At 67.1% G+C, this 15,837-nt stretch carries 14 protein-coding genes; 1 reads left to right on the forward strand and 13 read right to left on the reverse strand.

Features of this window, described 5'->3' with window-relative positions; all coding sequences use genetic code 11:
- Positions 1-9: 9 nt before the first annotated feature.
- From QO058_RS12440 to QO058_RS12480, 9 genes are all read right to left on the reverse strand, one after another.
- Positions 10-1,134, reverse strand: coding sequence for an alpha/beta hydrolase (locus tag QO058_RS12440; RefSeq protein WP_284172340.1), 1,125 nt, complete (start codon positions 1,132-1,134; stop codon positions 10-12).
- The gene (locus tag QO058_RS12445) at positions 1,121-1,822 is read right to left on the reverse strand and encodes an ABC transporter ATP-binding protein (RefSeq protein ID WP_284172341.1); all 702 of its coding nucleotides are present in this window, start codon (positions 1,820-1,822) and stop codon (positions 1,121-1,123) included. The genes QO058_RS12440 and QO058_RS12445 overlap by 14 nt, the downstream gene beginning before the upstream one ends.
- The gene (locus tag QO058_RS12450) at positions 1,822-2,574 is read right to left on the reverse strand and encodes an ABC transporter ATP-binding protein (protein ID WP_284172342.1); all 753 of its coding nucleotides are present in this window, start codon (positions 2,572-2,574) and stop codon (positions 1,822-1,824) included. The genes QO058_RS12445 and QO058_RS12450 overlap by 1 nt, the downstream gene beginning before the upstream one ends.
- Positions 2,571-3,593 (reverse strand): branched-chain amino acid ABC transporter permease, encoded by a 1,023-nt coding sequence (locus QO058_RS12455; protein ID WP_284172344.1) that lies wholly within the window; start codon positions 3,591-3,593, stop codon positions 2,571-2,573. Before QO058_RS12455 ends, QO058_RS12450 begins: the two co-directional genes overlap by 4 nt.
- Entirely contained in the window at positions 3,586-4,500 is a 915-nt protein-coding gene (locus tag QO058_RS12460) for a branched-chain amino acid ABC transporter permease (RefSeq protein WP_284172345.1), read from the reverse strand. Before QO058_RS12460 ends, QO058_RS12455 begins: the two co-directional genes overlap by 8 nt.
- Positions 4,501-4,718: 218 nt before the next feature.
- A complete protein-coding gene (locus QO058_RS12465; RefSeq protein ID WP_284172346.1) occupies positions 4,719-5,888 on the reverse strand; it encodes an ABC transporter substrate-binding protein in 1,170 nt (389 codons plus the stop codon).
- Positions 5,889-6,008: 120 nt separating this feature from the next.
- Positions 6,009-6,560, reverse strand: a complete 552-nt coding sequence (locus QO058_RS12470; RefSeq protein ID WP_284172347.1) for a 3-hydroxyanthranilate 3,4-dioxygenase — start codon at positions 6,558-6,560, stop codon at positions 6,009-6,011.
- 37 nt (positions 6,561-6,597) lie between these two features.
- Complete coding sequence (locus QO058_RS12475; protein ID WP_284172348.1) at positions 6,598-7,581, reverse strand: dihydrodipicolinate synthase family protein; 984 nt, start codon at positions 7,579-7,581, stop codon at positions 6,598-6,600.
- A gap of 26 nt (positions 7,582-7,607) precedes the next feature.
- Positions 7,608-9,041: an NAD-dependent succinate-semialdehyde dehydrogenase gene (locus QO058_RS12480; RefSeq protein WP_284172349.1), complete on the reverse strand. Its 1,434-nt coding sequence runs from the start codon at positions 9,039-9,041 to the stop codon at positions 7,608-7,610.
- Between the two features lie 117 nt (positions 9,042-9,158).
- Between QO058_RS12480 and QO058_RS12485 the strand changes: the two genes are divergently transcribed.
- Positions 9,159-10,067, forward strand: a complete 909-nt coding sequence (locus QO058_RS12485) for a LysR family transcriptional regulator (RefSeq protein WP_284172350.1) — start codon at positions 9,159-9,161, stop codon at positions 10,065-10,067.
- A 33-nt stretch (positions 10,068-10,100) separates the two neighbouring features.
- Here the strand turns inward: QO058_RS12485 and QO058_RS12490 are convergent, their stop codons facing one another.
- The 4 genes from QO058_RS12490 to QO058_RS12505 are packed head-to-tail and all read right to left on the reverse strand — an operon-like array spanning position 10,101 to position 15,835.
- Positions 10,101-11,765 carry a GMC family oxidoreductase gene (locus QO058_RS12490; protein WP_284172351.1) on the reverse strand — a complete coding sequence of 555 codons (1,665 nt, stop codon included), beginning with the start codon at positions 11,763-11,765 and terminating at the stop codon, positions 10,101-10,103.
- The gene (locus QO058_RS12495; protein WP_284172352.1) at positions 11,762-13,261 is read right to left on the reverse strand and encodes an FGGY-family carbohydrate kinase; all 1,500 of its coding nucleotides are present in this window, start codon (positions 13,259-13,261) and stop codon (positions 11,762-11,764) included. Before QO058_RS12495 ends, QO058_RS12490 begins: the two co-directional genes overlap by 4 nt.
- Positions 13,258-14,103, reverse strand: coding sequence for a class I fructose-bisphosphate aldolase (locus QO058_RS12500; protein ID WP_284172353.1), 846 nt, complete (start codon positions 14,101-14,103; stop codon positions 13,258-13,260). Before QO058_RS12500 ends, QO058_RS12495 begins: the two co-directional genes overlap by 4 nt.
- The gene (locus QO058_RS12505) at positions 14,045-15,835 is read right to left on the reverse strand and encodes a glycerol-3-phosphate dehydrogenase/oxidase (RefSeq protein ID WP_284172354.1); all 1,791 of its coding nucleotides are present in this window, start codon (positions 15,833-15,835) and stop codon (positions 14,045-14,047) included. Before QO058_RS12505 ends, QO058_RS12500 begins: the two co-directional genes overlap by 59 nt.
- Between the last annotated feature and the right edge of the window lie 2 nt (positions 15,836-15,837).

Here is a 15,837-nt window from a genome sequence, read left to right on the forward strand (position 1 = left end):
GGCTCACCATCAGCTCTTCGCCGTCTGCAAGGCGAGATCGAGCAGCGCGCCGCCGTTCAGCCCGTCGAGCATGCTGAAATGATGCCCCGCGCAGATCAGCGGCTCAGGCGCATGCCAGGAAGCAGCCTGCATCGCCGACTGCCGTTTGAACGCCTCGCTCTCGCCCTCGCCAACGGCAAAGGCGATGCGAGTGCCGGTTGGGCGCGGCCGCCCGAGCGGGCTGAGGCGCACGGCGCGCTCGACATCGTCGAGGCCGAGCAACCGCCCGATCGGCAGATGCCCCAGCGGTTTCAGATCATAGAGCCCCGAGAGCAGCAGCGCCGAGGCAATCGGCGGCGCCGCCGGATCGCATAGCGCCATCGCGGCAAGGTGGCCGCCGGCGGAATGGCCGCAGAGATGCAACTGCGTCGGATCGAGGCCGAGCGCATCGGCTTCGCGAACGAGGAGGTTCAGCGAGGTAACGGTCTGGGCGATGCTCGCTTCGAGCGGCGTATCCGGCGCCAGCCCATAATTCGGCTGGGCGACTGCAAAACCCGCGTCGAGCAGGCCTTGCGCGAACTGAGCGTGCTGGATCTTGTCGGAAGCCTGCCAGTAGCCGCCATGGATGAATATGAAAATCGGAGCGCGCTGCACGCCGGCCGGGCGATAGAGATCAAGCGTCTCGAAACGGCCCGGCCCATAGGCGAGATCAAGCCCGGCATGGCCGGCGCGGAAGGCCGCGCCGTCGCGGCTCCACTGTCGGAACAGTGCGGTCATGTTGGCCTGCAGGCGTGGGCTGTATTGGCGCGCGAGCTCGCGCAGGCCATAGCCGTCGACCTCGACATCCGGCAGCGGCCCCGGCTCGGCAAGGCGCGCGCGCACCGTCAGGCCGGGCCCGTCCTTAGGCAGCAGCCGGATCGGCGGCCGGAAGCCGATGAGGACCTCGCGATAGGCCAGTTCGATCTCGTGACGGGACAGATGAAACGCCGCGGGTTGCTCCGAGGCCCAGCTCATCTCGAGCAGATGATGCGGTCCGCGGCCGGCTGCGATCATGCCGTCGAGAAGGGCACTCAGCGCATCGCGCAGGGCTTCGACGGGATCCGCCTCGGCGCTCTCCGCCACGAGCTCCAGCACATTGGTCTCAGACGCCGACATAGCGATGCACCATCTCCGCCTGGGCCGCGAGCTCGGCGCCGGAGCCGGACCAGACCGTGCGCCCCTTCTCGATGATGTAGTGCCGGTCGGCGAGGCGCTTGAGCACGGCGATGTTCTTGTCGATCAGCAGGATCGACTGGCCCTGCGCTTTCAGCGCCTCGATGCAGCGCCAGATCTCGGCCCGGATCACCGGCGCCAGCCCCTCGGTCGCTTCGTCGAGGATGAGGAGCTTGGGATTGGTCATCAGCGCCCGGCCGACCGCGAGCATCTGCTGCTCGCCGCCCGAGAGGGTGCGGGCGGACTGGCCGGCGCGCTCCTGAAGGCGCGGAAACAGGGCGTAAACCCGCTCCAGCGTCCAGGGCGAAGAGCGCCCGAGCCGGTTGGCGGCGGTGGCGACGAGGTTCTCGCGCACGGTGAGTGTCGGGAAGACCTGCCGCCCCTCCGGCACCAGGCCGATGCCGCAGCGGGCGATCGCCTCCGGCGTATTGCCCTTGAGCGCGCGGCCGTCGAATCTGATCTCGCCGCCCTTGGGCGCGAGCAGCCCCATCAGCGAGCGCACCGTCGTGGTCTTGCCCATGCCGTTGCGGCCGAGCAGGGTGACGACCTCGCCCTCGCCGATGTCGAGGCCGACATCGAACAGCACCTGGCTCGCGCCATAGGCCGATTGCAGGTTGCGCACGCTCAGCATCAGGCGTCCCCCTCGCCGAGATAGGCGGTGCGGACGTCCGCGTTGTCGCGGATCTCCTGCGCCGTGCCGGTCGCGATGATCCGGCCATAGACCAGCACCGAGATCCGGTCGGCAAGCGCGAAGACGGCGTCCATGTCGTGCTCGACCAGCAGCATGGTGACGCGCCCCTTCAGCCCCAGGAGCATCGCGACCATCTGCTCGCTCTCGGCATGGCCGAGACCCGCCATCGGCTCGTCGAGCAGCAGCAAACGCGGCTCGCAGGCGAGCGCGATGGCGAATTCGAGCTGCTTCTGCTCGCCATGGGAGAGGTCGGCGACCTTGACCTCGGCCCGGTGCGCGAGGCCGGCGGCGGTCAGATGCTCGCGGGCGCGCTGGCGCAGGCGCTTGTCGTGGCGAGCATCGGCGAAGAAGCGGAAGCTGTGTCCCTGCCGCGCCTGCACCGCGAGCGCGACATTGTCGAGCATGGTGAAATCCGGCAGCAGCTGGTTGATCTGGAAGGTGCGGGCGAGACCGCGGTGGACGCGCTGCGGCGTCGCCAGCGCGTCGATCGGCTCGCCGTCAAGCCGGATCTGCCCGGCATCGTGGCTGAGTTCGCCGAAGAGCTGGGTCAGCAGCGTGGTCTTGCCGGCGCCGTTGGGGCCGATCAGCGCGTGGATCTCGCCTTCGACGACATCGAGGTCGACACTGTCGGTGGCGATGAGGCCGCCGAAGCGCTTGCGCAGGCCCCGGACCGAGAGGAGCGGCTGGGTCATCGCTCGCTCCTGCCGATGCCGAGGCGGCTGAACAGCCCGTTGAGCCCACCCTGCGTGAACAGGACCACCAGCAGCAGGATTGGCCCGAGGATGAGCTGCCAATGCTCGGTCCAGGAGGTCAGCACCGTCTCCAGGATGACGAGGGCGGCGGCGCCGAAGAGCGGCCCGAGCAAGGTGCCGACGCCGCCGAGGATGACCATGATCATCAGCTCGCCCGACTTGGTCCAATGCAGCATGTCCGGGCTGACGAAGCGCAGATAATTCGCCATCAGCGCGCCGGCGAGGCCGGTGCCCATGCCGGAGATGACGAAGGCGGCGAGCTTGTAGCGATAGGGCGCGATGCCGATCGCCGCCATGCGCCGCTCGTTCTGGCGGATACCGGCCAGCACCATGCCGAAGCGCGAGCCGATGATGCGCCAGAGAGCGAGGAAAATCAGCGCCGCGACCGCAAGGCAGATGAAATAGAAGGTGATGTCGTCGCGGGTGTTGAGGCCGAAGAGCTCATTGCGGCGGCGGATCGTCATGCCGTCATCGCCGCCATAGGCCTTGAGCGAGACGAAGAGGAAGAACAGCATCTGCGCGAAGGCGAGCGTGATCATGATGAACTGCACGCCGCTGGTGCGTAAGGATAGCGCGCCGATCGTCAGGGCCAGCAGGCCGCCGACCAGGATCGCAGCCGGCAGCGTGATCAGAAGCTGGCTCGTGCCCGGGATCAGGCCGAGGAAGAGGCTGTCGTCGACGTAATTGCGATAAAGGATGCCGACGACATAGCCGCCGACGCCGAAGAAAGCGGCGTGCCCGAACGAGACCATGCCGCCGAAGCCGAGCGCCAGATTGAGGCTGGCCGCGGCGATCGCATAGATCAGCACGCGGGTCGCGAGCGGCACCAGCGCGGGTTGACCGAGCGCCTGGACCAGGAAGGGCAGTGCGACGAGGCCGAGGGCCAGCGCGAGCAGCGCCAGGGCGCGGCCAGTGCTCGGCGCGGGGGAGCCGGTGTGGATGATGGCGTCCTCAGACATTGGCGGGGAAAAGTCCCTTGGGCCGCACCAGCAGCACCACGGCCATCAGCATGTAGATGCCCATCGAGGCGAGGCCGGCGCCGAGCGCATCGGCCTCCGAGCCGGCCATGACCTGGCGCAGCAGGCCGGGCAGGAAGGCGCGCAGAGAGGTGTCGACGAGACCGACGAGCAGGGCGCCGAAGAAGGCGCCGCGGATCGAGCCGACGCCGCCGATCACCACCACGACGAAGGTCATGATCAGGATCTGCTCGCCCATGCCGACCTGCACGGCCAGGATCGGCCCGGCCATCAGCCCGGCGAGGCCGGCGAGCAGAGCCCCCAGGCCGAAGACGGCAGTGTAGAGCAGGCGGATATCGACACCGAGCGCCCGGACCATCTCGCGATGCGTCGCGCCGGCCCTGACCAGCATGCCGATGCGTGTGCGGTTGATCAGCAGATAGAGCCCGAGCGCGACGGCGAGGCCGACGGCGATGATGATGAGCCGGTAGACCGGGTAGATCAGGCCGGGCAGCAATTCGATGGAGCCGTTGAGCGCCGGGGGCACCGAGACGAAGAGCGGCTGGCGCCCGAACAGGATGGTCACGCTCTGGTTGAAGATCAGGATCAGCGCGAAGGTCGCCAGCACCTGATCGAGATGGTCGCGGGTATAGAGCCGGCGCAGCACGAAAAGCTCCATCGCCATACCGACCAGGGCGGCCGCCGCAAGGCCAGCCAGTACCGCGAGCAGGACCGAGCCGGTCTGCGCCGCGGCGAAGGCGGCGGCATAGGCGCCGACCATGTAGAGCGAGCCATGGGCGAGATTGATCACGCCCATGATGCCGAAGATCAGCGTCAGCCCGGCCGCGAGCAGGAACAGCATCACGCCGAACTGCAGGCCGTTGAGCAATTGTTCGAGAACGAGGGTCATGGTTGCGGGAACCGGACAGCCCCGACAAGGGCGCGGGGAACCCTCTCCTGTAAGGAGAGGGCAGGGCAAGGTGTAGGCCGTTGGACCAGCGACGCGAGCGGTGTGGTTGAGTTCAGGCTCATGATGTCTCTCCCGAACACCTCACCCCTACCCCTCTCCTTCCAGGAGAGGGGTTCCCGCGCCCTATTCGCCGTGGTCAGTACGCAAGACGCGCTGACTCAGAGCTTGCAATCCTTGGCGTAGGCATCGCCGTGATTGCTCAGCACCTTGCCCGAGGTCTTCAGCACCGGCGTCCCGTCGGCCCCCTTCTCGACCTTGAGCGCATACCAATCCTGGACCGGGTGCTGGTTGGTGCCGAACTTGAAGGCGCCGCGCACCGACTGGAAATCGGCCTTGGCGAGCGCCTTGCGCAGCGCCGGCACGTCGGTCTTGCCGCCGGTCGCCTTCAGCGCCGAGGCGATGGCGAGCGCGGTGTCGTAGCCCTGGCTGGCGTAATAGGTCGGCACGCGATTGTAGGCCTTGGTGAAGGCCTCGACGAAAGCCTTGTTCGAGGCGTTGTCGAAGTCGGTGTTCCAGTGCGCGGTGACGCTGAGGCCGAGCGCAGCGTCGCCGACGGCTTTCAGCGTGGTGGCGTCGAGCGACGGCTCGGCCAGCACCATCGGGGTTTTGCCGAGCAGACCCGCCTGCTGGTACTGGCGCAGGAAGGCGATGCCGAGCCCGCCCGGATGGAACTGAAAAACCACGTCCGGATTGGCCGCGCGGATCTGCGCCATCTCCGGCGCGAAATCGGTCTGGTCGAGCCTGGTATAGACCTCGCCGGCGACCTCGCCCTTGAACAGGCGCTTGAAGCCGGCGAGCGCATCCTTACCGGCCTGGTAGTTCGGGGCGAGGATGAAGGCCTTCTTGTAGCCGAGATTGGTGGCGTGCTGGCCGGCGCTCTCGTGCAGGCTGTCGTTCTGCCAGGAGACAACGAAATAGTTCTCGTTGCACTCCTTGCCGGCGAAGTTCGACGGCGCGGCATTGGGGCTGACATAGAGCGCCCCGGCATCCACGATATCGGGCACGGTCGCGCCGGCGACGTTCGAGAAGACGATGCCGGTCATGATCTTGATGCCGTCGGTCTTCAGCATCTTCTCGGCGATCTGCTTGCCCTGGCCGGGCTTCAGCGCATCGTCCTCGACGACGAGCTCGACCGGCGCGCCGCCGAGCTTGCCGCCGTTCATGTCGATGGCCAGCTTGAACGCGTCGCGGATGTCCTGGCCGAGATAGCCGCCCGGCCCCGACAGCGTGGTGACCATGCCGATCTTGACCGGCGCTTGCTGGGCGAGCGCCGGCAAGGCGACGGCTGCCAGCATCAATCCCAGGCATACTGATTTGCGGTGCTGCATGGTTCCCCTCCTCCGATCATTGTGCGTCGGAATGTACGAAATTATTTTAAGCTTAAAACAATTTTGGATCGCAGCGCAAGCGCGTCGAGGCGCCGGGCGGACCGGCGCCTCTCTCATCGCTCAGAGCGCGACCCAGCCGGCCGGCGGCTTCCGGCCGGGGTGGAGGGCGCCGCACTGCTTGCAGGTGCGGGCCTTCTCGTCAGCGAAGAAGGCCTCGTAGAGCGGCGGCAGGTCCTTCACGAGATCCCCGACCTTCAGTTCGATGCGATGCACCAGGCCGTTGCACTCGAAGCAGTACCATTCGAAGCCATCGACCTGGTCGGCATGGCGCGCCGGCTCGACCACGAGCCCGATCGAGCCCTCCTGCGGGCGCTGCGGCGAATGGCGCACATGCGGCGGCAGCAGGAAGACGTCGCCCTCGCGGATCGTCACGTCGTAATGCTTCCCGTTGTCGACGAGCTTCAGCATCATGTCGCCCTTGAGCTGGTAGAAGAACTCTTCCACCGGGTCGTCATGGAAATCGGCGCGCTGGTTCGGACCGCCGACCACCATCACGGTCATCTGGCCGTCGGAGAACACCTTCTTGTTGCCGACCGGCGGCTTCAACAGGTGCTCGTTCTCCTCGATCCACTTCTTGAAGTTGAAGGCCTTGAGCCGTCCTTCGGTCGCCATCGCTTCACTCTCCCGTTAATGCCGTCCTGCCTGAGTTTCAGCCGGCCTTCGCCAACGGCCGGCCCGCGGCGAGCTTCAGCCCGCAGCTCTCGAAGGCAGCACGCGTCGCCGCCTTCTCGGTTTCTGTCAGCTCGAGCAGGGGCGCCCGTACGCGCCCGCCGACCTGGCCAAGCAATTCCTGCCAGTATTTCTGATGCGCGTGCGGCTTCTCGGCCGGCCGGGTCACGCGCAGTGCCTCGCGCACGGGATGGAGACTGTCGCGCACGGCATGCGCCTTCTCGACCTCGCCGGCAAAGGCGAGATCAGTGTATTCGCGCATGCGCAGATCATTTGCGCTCTGGATCAGATAGGGCGGCGAGGAGCAGAGATAGAGCTGCCAGCCAAGCTCGACGATGTTGTCGAGCCATTCCTCCTCGGAGGCGGTGCTGACCAGGATGCGGTCGCCGGCGAGCCGGGTCAGTTCGGCATACATGGCGCGCGGCACGCTGTACTTGATCGCGACGACGTTCTCGATGTCGGCGAGGCGGTTGCAGAGCTGCGGGCTCATCAGATAGCCCGAATCCGGATGGCTCCAGAGCGCGATGCCGATGTCGACCTTTTCGGCGATCGTCCGGTAGTATTCGTAGAGTGTCTCGTCCTGCGCCTTGAAGAAGTGCAGCAGCGGCGCGTGCACGACGATGTAATCGGCGCCGACCTTCTGGGCGTGCCTGGCGAGGTCGATGACGACGTCCATGTTCTGGTCGGAGCAGGACATGATCGTCTGGCCTCTGCCTGCCGAGGCCTCGACCGCGAGCTCGAAGCTGCGCTTGCGCTCCTCGACCGACATCGAGAAGAACTCACCCTGCTTGCCGGCGATGAACAGGCCGTCGATCTTCAGGTCCTCGGTCCAGTGCCGGATGTTCTCGCGCACGCCATCCTCGTCAATGGCGAGCGACTGGGTGAAGGGCGTCAGCGCCGCCGCCCAGATGCCCTTCATATTGGCGCGGGCGTAAGCCTTGGCGTCTTTCCTGGCGTAGTTCATGCGACTGCCTCCTCCGCGTTCGCTGGCTAGATCGCCATGCGATGCGAGACGTTCTTGATGACCGTGTAGTGCGCGAGCCCCTCGGCGCCGCCCTCGCGGCCATAGCCGCTATCCTTGACGCCGCCGAAGGGCGTCTCGGCGACCGAGGCCTCGAGCGTGTTTATCGAGACGTTGCCGGCCTCGATCCCATCCGCGATGCGGTCGGCATTGCTTGCCGAGTGTGTGAAGGCATAAGCCGCCAGGCCGAAAGGCAAGGAATTCGCCTTCTCGATCGCCTCGTCGAGCGACGAGACCGGGCTGATCAGGGCGAGCGGTCCGAATGGCTCCTCGCGCATGGCACGGGCCTCGTCCGGCACGTCGGCAAGGACCGTGACCGGGAAGAAATAGCCGCGATTGCCGATGCGCTCGCCGCCGGCCAGCACGCGCGCGCCCTTGGCCTTGGCGTCGGCGACCAGCGTCTCCATCGCCTCGATGCGGCGATGATTGGCGAGCGGGCCCATCTGCGTCGCAGCGTCGAGACCGTTGCCGACGACGACCGAGCGCGCCTTCTCGGCGAAGGTCCTGGCGAAAGCCTCGTAGATCGGCTTCTGCACGAAGAAGCGTGTCGGCGAGGTGCAGACCTGGCCGGTATTGCGCGACTTGCGGATCGCCGAGGCCGTTGCGGCCGCGACCGGATCGACATCGTCGCAGACGATCACCGGAGCATGGCCGCCGAGCTCCATCAGCACCGGTTTCATATGGTCGGCGGCGATCCGGGTCAGATGCTTGCCGACCGCCGTCGAGCCGGTGAAGGCGATGAGTCGGGTCTGCTCCTGCGGGATCAGATATCGCGAGATCTCGGCCGGGATGCCGAAGACCAGGTTGAACACGCCGGGCGGCAGGCCGGCATCGTGCAAAGCGCGAGCGATGTGCATGGCGCCGGCAGGCGTCTCCTCCGCCGCCTTCAGGATGATCGAGCAGCCGGCCGCCAGCGCGCCGGCGATCTTGCGCGCCGGTTGGCTCATCGGGAAGTTCCACGGCGAGAACGCCGCAACCATGCCGATCGGCTGGTGCATCACGACGTATTTGATGCCGGGCTCGCTCGGGATGACCCGGCCATAGGTGCGCTGGCCCTCGGCCGCGTCCCATTCGAAGAACTCGCAGCCGCGGATGACCTCGAGCTGTGCCTGGGCGAAGGGCTTGCCATGCTCGAGCGTGATCGCATGGGCGATCTCGTCGATGCGGCCCCGCATCAGCGCCGCCGCCTTGAGCATGATCTCGCCACGGGCGCGCGGCGAGGTCCGGCTCCAGACCCTGAAACCTTCCTTGGCCGCCGCGAGCGCGTCATCGAGATCGGCGCGCGTCGCCACAGGGACGGCCCCGATCACATTCTCATCGGCCGGATTGAGCACCGGCAGGCTGTCGGAGGTCTTGCGCCAGGCGCCGCCGATATAGAGCTGCAGATCGGGATAGGCGGTCATGAAGAGCCTCGAACGAAGCGGCCAGCGGCGCGATGTCGAGGCATGATGTCCGGAGCCTGGATCATATGGAATTCAGCTTATTTGTCTTAATTCAGATGATCTGATTATAAATTGGCCATGGCAGTCACATTGCGACAAATCCAGGCCTTCCTCGCCGTTGCCGAGCTGGGCACCTTCACCAAGGCGGCTGAGCGTTTGCACATGGCGCAGCCGGCGCTGTCACAGCTGGTACGCGACCTGGAGCACGCCCTCGGCGTCCGTCTCTTCGACCGCACGACGCGCCGGGTCGAGCTGACGGAAGGCGGGCGGGAGTTCCAGGGCGCATCGGCCAAGATCGTCCACGATCTCGACCTCGCCATCCAGAACGCCAACGACCTCGCCGAGCGCCGGCGCGGCCGGATCACCGTGGCCGCCCCGCCACTGCTCGCCGCGGCGATCCTGCCCGAGGCGATCGCGGAGATGCGCGAGCGCTATCCCGGCATCCGGATCGCCCTGATCGATGCGCGCACGGACACGATCGTCGAGGCCGTCCGGATCGGCCGGGCCGATTGCGGCCTCGGAACCTTCGCAGCCGTGGAGGACGGCATCGAGCGCATCCCCATGGCGCGCGACAGCCTGATGCTGTTCTGCAGCCCCAGCAGCCGCTTCGCCACGGCGACGGTCGACTGGCGCGAGCTGCAAGGCGAGCCGCTGATCACCCTGACGCGCGACAGCGGCATCCGCCTCCTGGTCGAGGTCGCCTACGAGACGGTCGGAATGCCGCTGACGCCGGCCTATGAGGTCTCGCAGATCACGACGGCGCTGGCATTGGTCGAGGCACGGCTCGGCGTCGCCGTGCTGCCGACCTATGCACGCGCCGCGGCGCCACATCGCAGGGTCATCGCCAGGCCGCTGGCTAATCCGACGATCGCACGCGACATCGTCATGATCCGGCCCAGCGGCCGCTCGGTGACACCCGCGCTTGCGACGTTCGAAACGCTGCTGCGGCGCTACGTCCAGCGCCTCACGCCAGCCGACGTCGATTGAGCCGGACTGGCTGTGCCCCCTACCCTGGCGGAGCTAAGCGCCCGCCAGCGAAAGGCCGGCACCCGATGAGCGCCCGACTGGGACGGTCGCCGCCGTAGCGGCGATCAGCTGCGCCGCCTTCTCGGCGATCATCACCGCCGGGGCGTGGGTGTTGCCCGAGACGATCGTCGGCATGATCGAGCAGTCGACGACGCGTAAGCCTTCGAGACCGTGCACGCGCAGCTCGGGATCGACCACCGCCATCGCATCGGTGCCCATCTTGGCCGTACCGACCGGGTGGAAGATCGTCGTTGCGATGTCGCCCGCCGCTTGTGCCAGCGCTGCGGCGTCCTGGATGTCGGCACCGGGCTTAAGCTCCTCCGGCTGGAACGCGCGCATCCGCTGCGTCTGCATCAGCCGGCGCGCCGCCGTGATCGAGGCGGCGGCGACCTCGCGATCGCTCTGCGTCGAAAGATAATTGGGCGCGATGCTGGGATGTGCCGACGGATCGGCCGAGGCGATCCGGACATGGCCACGCGAATCCGGGCGGAGATTGCAGACCGAGACCGTGATCGCCGGAAAGGCGTCGAGCGGCTGGCCGAAACGCTCCAGCGACAGCGGCTGGACGTGGAACTCGATATTCGGCGTGGCGAAGCGTTCGTCGGAGCGCATGAAGATGCCGAGCTGGCTCGGCGCCATCGCCATCGGCCCGGAGCGGCGCAGCGCATATTCGAGCGCGATGCCCATCTTGCCGCGCAGGCTCGCCTGCCGCTCATTCAGCGTCGACGCGCCCGTGATCTTGAAGACCGTGCGGATCTGGAGATGGTCCTGCAGGTTCTCGCCGACGCCTGGCAGTTCATGTTGAACGGCGATGCCGTGCTGCGACAGAAGCTCGCCGGAACCGACGCCGGAAAGCTGCAGCAATTGCGGCGTGCCGATCGCCCCGGCCGAGAGGATCAATTCGCCGGCAGCATCGACCTGGACGGGTTCGCCGTTGAGGCGCAGTTCGAGCCCGGTCGCGCGCTTGCCCGAGAAGAGAATGCGCTCGGCCTGCGCCTTGGTCAGCACGGTCAGGTTGCTGCGGCCACGCACCGGGCTGAGGAAGGCACGCACCGCATTGAAGCGGAACCCAGCCTTTTGATTGACCTCGAAATAGGACGAGCCGAAATTGTCGCCGCCGTTGAAGTCGTCGATCTTCGGCACGCCGATCTCCTCGGCGGCCTCGCGCACGGCATCGAGGATCGGCCAGGACAGACGCTGGCGCTCGACATGCAGTTCGCCATCCCGGCCATGGAACGGCTCATTGAGGCTGTGATGCCGCTCGGATTTGCGGAACAGCGGCAGGACCTCGCCCCAGCCCCAGCCCGGATTGCCGAGCTGGCGCCAGCCATCATAGTCGGCGGCCTGGCCGCGCATGTAGATCATGCCGTTGATCGAGGAGCAGCCGCCAAGCACCTTGCCGCGCGGATAGGCGAGCGAGCGACCGTTGAGGCCCGGCTCCTGCGCCGTCTTGTAGCCCCAGTCGGTCCGGGGATTGCCCATGCAGTAGAGATAGCCGACCGGGATATGGATCCAGTGATAATTGTCGGAGCCGCCGGCCTCGAGCAGCAGCACGCGCTTGGTGGGATCGGCGCTGAGGCGATTGGCGAGCACGCAACCCGCCGAGCCCGCGCCGACGATGACATAATCCCAGGATCCGAGATGGCGACGGACGCTCACGCGACCTCCGATCGATAACGCTGCCACTGTGCTGCCAGAGTCGTAGCAAGATCGGCGTAGAGCCGGTAGCGCGCATCGCTCAAGGTCCGGTCTTGGCAGATCGGCACGAAGCTGCGCTTCGGCCTGACCATCTGCGCGACGCCGGCCTCGATATCCCGGAACAGCCCGGCCGCGACGCCGGCGGCGATGGCGGCGCCGAGCGCCCCGGTCTCCTCGCATTCAGCGACCGTGACCGGCACGCCGATGCCGTCGGCGAACATCTGACACCAGGCCGTGCTGCGCGAGCCGCCACCCGACAGGACCGCGCGGTCGAAGCTCACCCCGTTGGCGCGCAAGCGATCGATATGGCGGCGATGCTCGAAGACGACGCCTTCATAGAGCGCATGCAGCATCTCGGCCCGACCATGCCAGCCGGCGACGCCGAGGAAGGCGGCACGCGCCATGGGCTCAGGCCCGGAGCCGTAGAGGAAGGGGTGGAACAGCGGGCTGTCGGCGCTCGGCTGCACCGAGGCGACGAGCTCGTTGCAGCGCGCGAAGGCTTCGGGGCCATGATCGCCCAGAATCTCATGCACGAACCATTCGAGATTGACCGCCGAGGTCGCGCTGGACTCGACCGCGACATAGCGGTCCGGTCGCCAGGTGCAGGCATGGAAGATGCGCTCGTCGACCAGCGGCCGGTCGAGAATGATCTGATTGATGCCCCAGGTCCCGACCACGATCGCGGCCTGCCCCGGTTCGGCCGCCCCGGCGCCGACGGAACTTGCGATGATGTCGAAGAAGCCGGCGGCGACCGGCGTGCCGACGGCAAGTCCCGTGCGCCGGGCTGCTTCCTCCGTCACCGTCCCGGCGACAGCATCGGATTGCACCAGCGGGGGCAGCCGCGCCCGCGCATCGGTGAGACCATAGGCCGCGAGCAGCTCGGTGTCGTAATCGCGCTCAGGCAGGCGCATCAGCCCGCAACCGCTCATGTCGGAATAGTCGCTTACCCGCTGGCCGGTGAGCATGAAGGTCAGCGCATCCTTGCACAGGAAGGCGGTGCCGGCCCGCTCATAGATCTCCGGCCGGTTGCGCTTGACCCAGGCGAGCAGCGTCGCCGTCTGCGAGGGCCAGGGCTTCTGCAGGCAGAGCGGATAGAGCGTGTCGGCAGTGCCATCTGCCCGCCACTCGGCCGCGAGTTCGGCGGCGCGCGTGTCGAGCGACTGGATGCCGAGCAGCGGGCCGCCTTGCTTGTCGAGCAGATAAAGGCCGTTGCCATGGCCGGCCGTACCGATGGCCGCGACATCGCTGCCCTTTGCCCCGGCATCGCGCAGGCAGGCGGCGATCACCTCGCCGGCATTGTCCCAGAGTTCGCCGATCTCGCGCTCGACATGGCCGGGCTCAGGCTTGCTCGAACGGCCATCGCGCGCCGCCTTGCCAACGACCCTGCCGCTTCGATCGAACAGCACCGCCTTGACGACGGTGTTGCCGGCATCGAGGCCGAGAAGCAGCTCGGTCATTCGCCGTCCTCATAGAGCCGCCAGGCGGCCTTGTCGTCGATGCCGTCATGGATCATCGCCATCAGTGCCCTGACGACCCGGCTCGGCGAGGCATGCTGATAGATGTTGCGGCCATAGACCATGCCATGCGCGCCCTGCCGCATCAGCGCATAGGAGTTGGCGAAGACCTGGCGTAGATCGGCCTTTCCGCCGCCGCGGACCAGGACCGGGCAGCGCGCCGCCTCGACGACGCGGCCGAAATCGGCCGGGTCGCTGGTCGGATCGGCCTTGATGATGTCGGCGCCCATCTCGCGGGCGAGGCGCACCAGCGTGACGATTTTCTCGGCATCGCCATCGACGAGATAGCCGCCGCGCCCGCTATTGGGCTGCATCACCAGGGGCTCGATCATCAGCGGCATGCCATAGCGCTCGCAATCCTGCCGGACCCGGGCGATGTTCTCGACGCATTGCCGGAACAGCGCCGGCTCGTCCGGCAGCATGAACAGGTTGACCACGACGCAGGCGGCGTCGAGCTTCAGGGCCGGCACGACCGGATCATGCGCGTTCTGCAGCACCGCCCACATCTCGCGATGGCGCAGCGCATTATAGGGATTGCCCATGTCGATGCGCATGACCAACGCCGGCTTGTTCTTGCCGGGCCGTCCCTGCAGCAGGTCGGCCTGGCCGTAATTCATCTGGATCGCATCCGGTCCGGCCTGCGCCAGCACGTCGACGATCCCGCCCATATCCTCGAGCCCGCCGAGGAAGGACGGCTCGTTGCAGACGCCGTGGTCGATCGCGACATCAAGACATCTGCCGTTGTGGAACAGCCGGTTCATGCGGGCCTTCTTCGAATCGTACATCGCTGTTCCCTTGGTCGGTATCGCGCCGGCGAAGCATCGCTTCGCTGACGCCGTGGTTGGTGTTGAGTTCGGCGAAGAGGGCGGCGCATTCGGCTGCGCGCCGGCGCTCGTCCCAATTGCGGGCCGCGGCCATCACCTTCGACAATTCGAGCACTGCGGCATGCGAGAGCTCGCCGGTGAAGGCGATGGTCAGGCGGCGCAGGACGAGGTCGGCCAGCGTCTCCGGATGCTCCTCCTCGATGATCCAGGCGATCTCGCCGCGGCCATAGGCTGGCAGCGAGAGCAGAGCCTCGTCGCCGCCTCCGGCAAGCGTGTGTGCGTACTCGACCGCTCTTGTGCCGTAGCGCGCCAGCAGGCGCTCCGCCGTCTCTCGCGCCCGCCCTGTCGCCTCGGCGAGCCCCTCGATCCAGGCCTGCCGCCGCTCAGATGCGGGGTAGTCGCGACCACCGCCGATGGCGCTGTGCTCGGTCGCCATTCGGCGCGGAAGGCCCAGTTTGGTCAGGACCATGTCGGCAGCGGCGGCACCGAAGGCGCGAAAAGTCGTCCATTTTCCGCCGACGAGATTGAGCACCGGCTGGGCTGCGCTCGCAGCTGGGTCGAGCCATTCGCAGCTATGGTCGCGCGAGATGCTGGCGGTGAGGCTATGGTCGCTGCGCGGCAGCGGCCGCACGCCGGAGAAGCGATAGATCAGCTCGTCCGGCGCGATCGGGATGTCCGGGAAGACCTCGGCGATCGAGGCCAGGATATAGGCCGCTTCGTCAGGCTCGCAGCGCACCCCGTCCGGCGTCTCGACGCTGATATCGGTCGAGCCCGCCAGCACCTGGCCGAGATGCCGGAACAGGATGCAGACGCGGCCTTCGCGATTGGCGAAGTAGATCATCGTCTCGCCGATCGCCTCATAGAGCTTGCGGTTGGCAATGACGAGATGCGAGCCCTTGGTGCCGCCGATCAGGCGCGGCGCCTTGCCGGCCAGCTCCTGGTTGGTCAGGTCGATCCAGGCGCCGGTGGCGTTGACGATGATCTCGGCGTCGAGGGTGAAGCGCTCGCCGGTCAGGCTATCCTCGAGCACGGCGCCGCCCGGCTCCAGCCCGACGAGACCGAGATGGTTGAGCGCCAGCGCCTTGGGCGAGCCCTGCTCGCTGTTGAGGATGAGCTCGACGCCGAGCCGCTCGGGATGGCTGATCCTGGCATCGTAATAGAGCGCGCTGCCGACGATGTCCGAGCGCAGTGCCGGCCAGCGCCGCCGCGTCTCGCGGCCGCCGAAGAAGCTGTGGCGCGGCACGCCGCTAGCCCGCCCGGCGTAGAGATCGTAGAGGCAGAGACCGAGCTTGATGATCAGTGCGCCACGGGCGCCAGCCGTCTCCTTTCCGCCGAGGAAGCGACGCACGGCGCCGACCAAGCCGGAGAAGCGGTCGACCACCGGGATCAGCGTCGGCAGCGGGCTGACGAGATGGGGGGCGTTTGCCAGCAGCAGATTGCGCTCGCGCAGCGATTCTCTCACCAGCGCGAACTCGCCGTTCTCCATATAGCGCAGGCCGCCATGGATCATCCGCGAGGGCGCGGAGCTCGCACCGCTCATGAAGTCGCCGCGCTCGACCAGCACGACATCGACGCCGTTCAGCGCAAGCTCGCGGAAGGTGCTGATGCCATTGATGCCACCGCCGATGACGAGCACCTGCACCCGCCCCTTGCGACGCAAGGCATCGATCCGCTCTGCACGATCCTGGGCCATGA

The sequence above is a fragment of the Bosea vestrisii genome (genome assembly GCF_030144325.1).
GTDB lineage: Bacteria > Pseudomonadota > Alphaproteobacteria > Rhizobiales > Beijerinckiaceae > Allobosea > Allobosea vestrisii_A.

What these genes read in the sequence shown, in the direction of transcription:
- QO058_RS12440 (WP_284172340.1), bottom strand. Translation starts at nt 1,134, where the DNA reads ATGTCGGCGTCTGAGACCAATGTGCTGGAGCTCGTGGCGGAGAGCGCC.
- QO058_RS12445 (WP_284172341.1), bottom strand. Translation starts at nt 1,822, where the DNA reads ATGCTGAGCGTGCGCAACCTGCAATCGGCCTATGGCGCGAGCCAGGTG.
- QO058_RS12450 (WP_284172342.1), bottom strand. Translation starts at nt 2,574, where the DNA reads ATGACCCAGCCGCTCCTCTCGGTCCGGGGCCTGCGCAAGCGCTTCGGC.
- QO058_RS12455 (WP_284172344.1), bottom strand. Translation starts at nt 3,593, where the DNA reads ATGTCTGAGGACGCCATCATCCACACCGGCTCCCCCGCGCCGAGCACT.
- QO058_RS12460 (WP_284172345.1), bottom strand. Translation starts at nt 4,500, where the DNA reads ATGACCCTCGTTCTCGAACAATTGCTCAACGGCCTGCAGTTCGGCGTG.
- QO058_RS12465 (WP_284172346.1), bottom strand. Translation starts at nt 5,888, where the DNA reads ATGCAGCACCGCAAATCAGTATGCCTGGGATTGATGCTGGCAGCCGTC.
- QO058_RS12470 (WP_284172347.1), bottom strand. Translation starts at nt 6,560, where the DNA reads ATGGCGACCGAAGGACGGCTCAAGGCCTTCAACTTCAAGAAGTGGATC.
- QO058_RS12475 (WP_284172348.1), bottom strand. Translation starts at nt 7,581, where the DNA reads ATGAACTACGCCAGGAAAGACGCCAAGGCTTACGCCCGCGCCAATATG.
- QO058_RS12480 (WP_284172349.1), bottom strand. Translation starts at nt 9,041, where the DNA reads ATGACCGCCTATCCCGATCTGCAGCTCTATATCGGCGGCGCCTGGCGC.
- QO058_RS12485 (WP_284172350.1), top strand. Translation starts at nt 9,159, where the DNA reads ATGGCAGTCACATTGCGACAAATCCAGGCCTTCCTCGCCGTTGCCGAG.
- QO058_RS12495 (WP_284172352.1), bottom strand. Translation starts at nt 13,261, where the DNA reads ATGACCGAGCTGCTTCTCGGCCTCGATGCCGGCAACACCGTCGTCAAG.
- QO058_RS12500 (WP_284172353.1), bottom strand. Translation starts at nt 14,103, where the DNA reads ATGTACGATTCGAAGAAGGCCCGCATGAACCGGCTGTTCCACAACGGC.
- QO058_RS12505 (WP_284172354.1), bottom strand. Translation starts at nt 15,835, where the DNA reads ATGGCCCAGGATCGTGCAGAGCGGATCGATGCCTTGCGTCGCAAGGGG.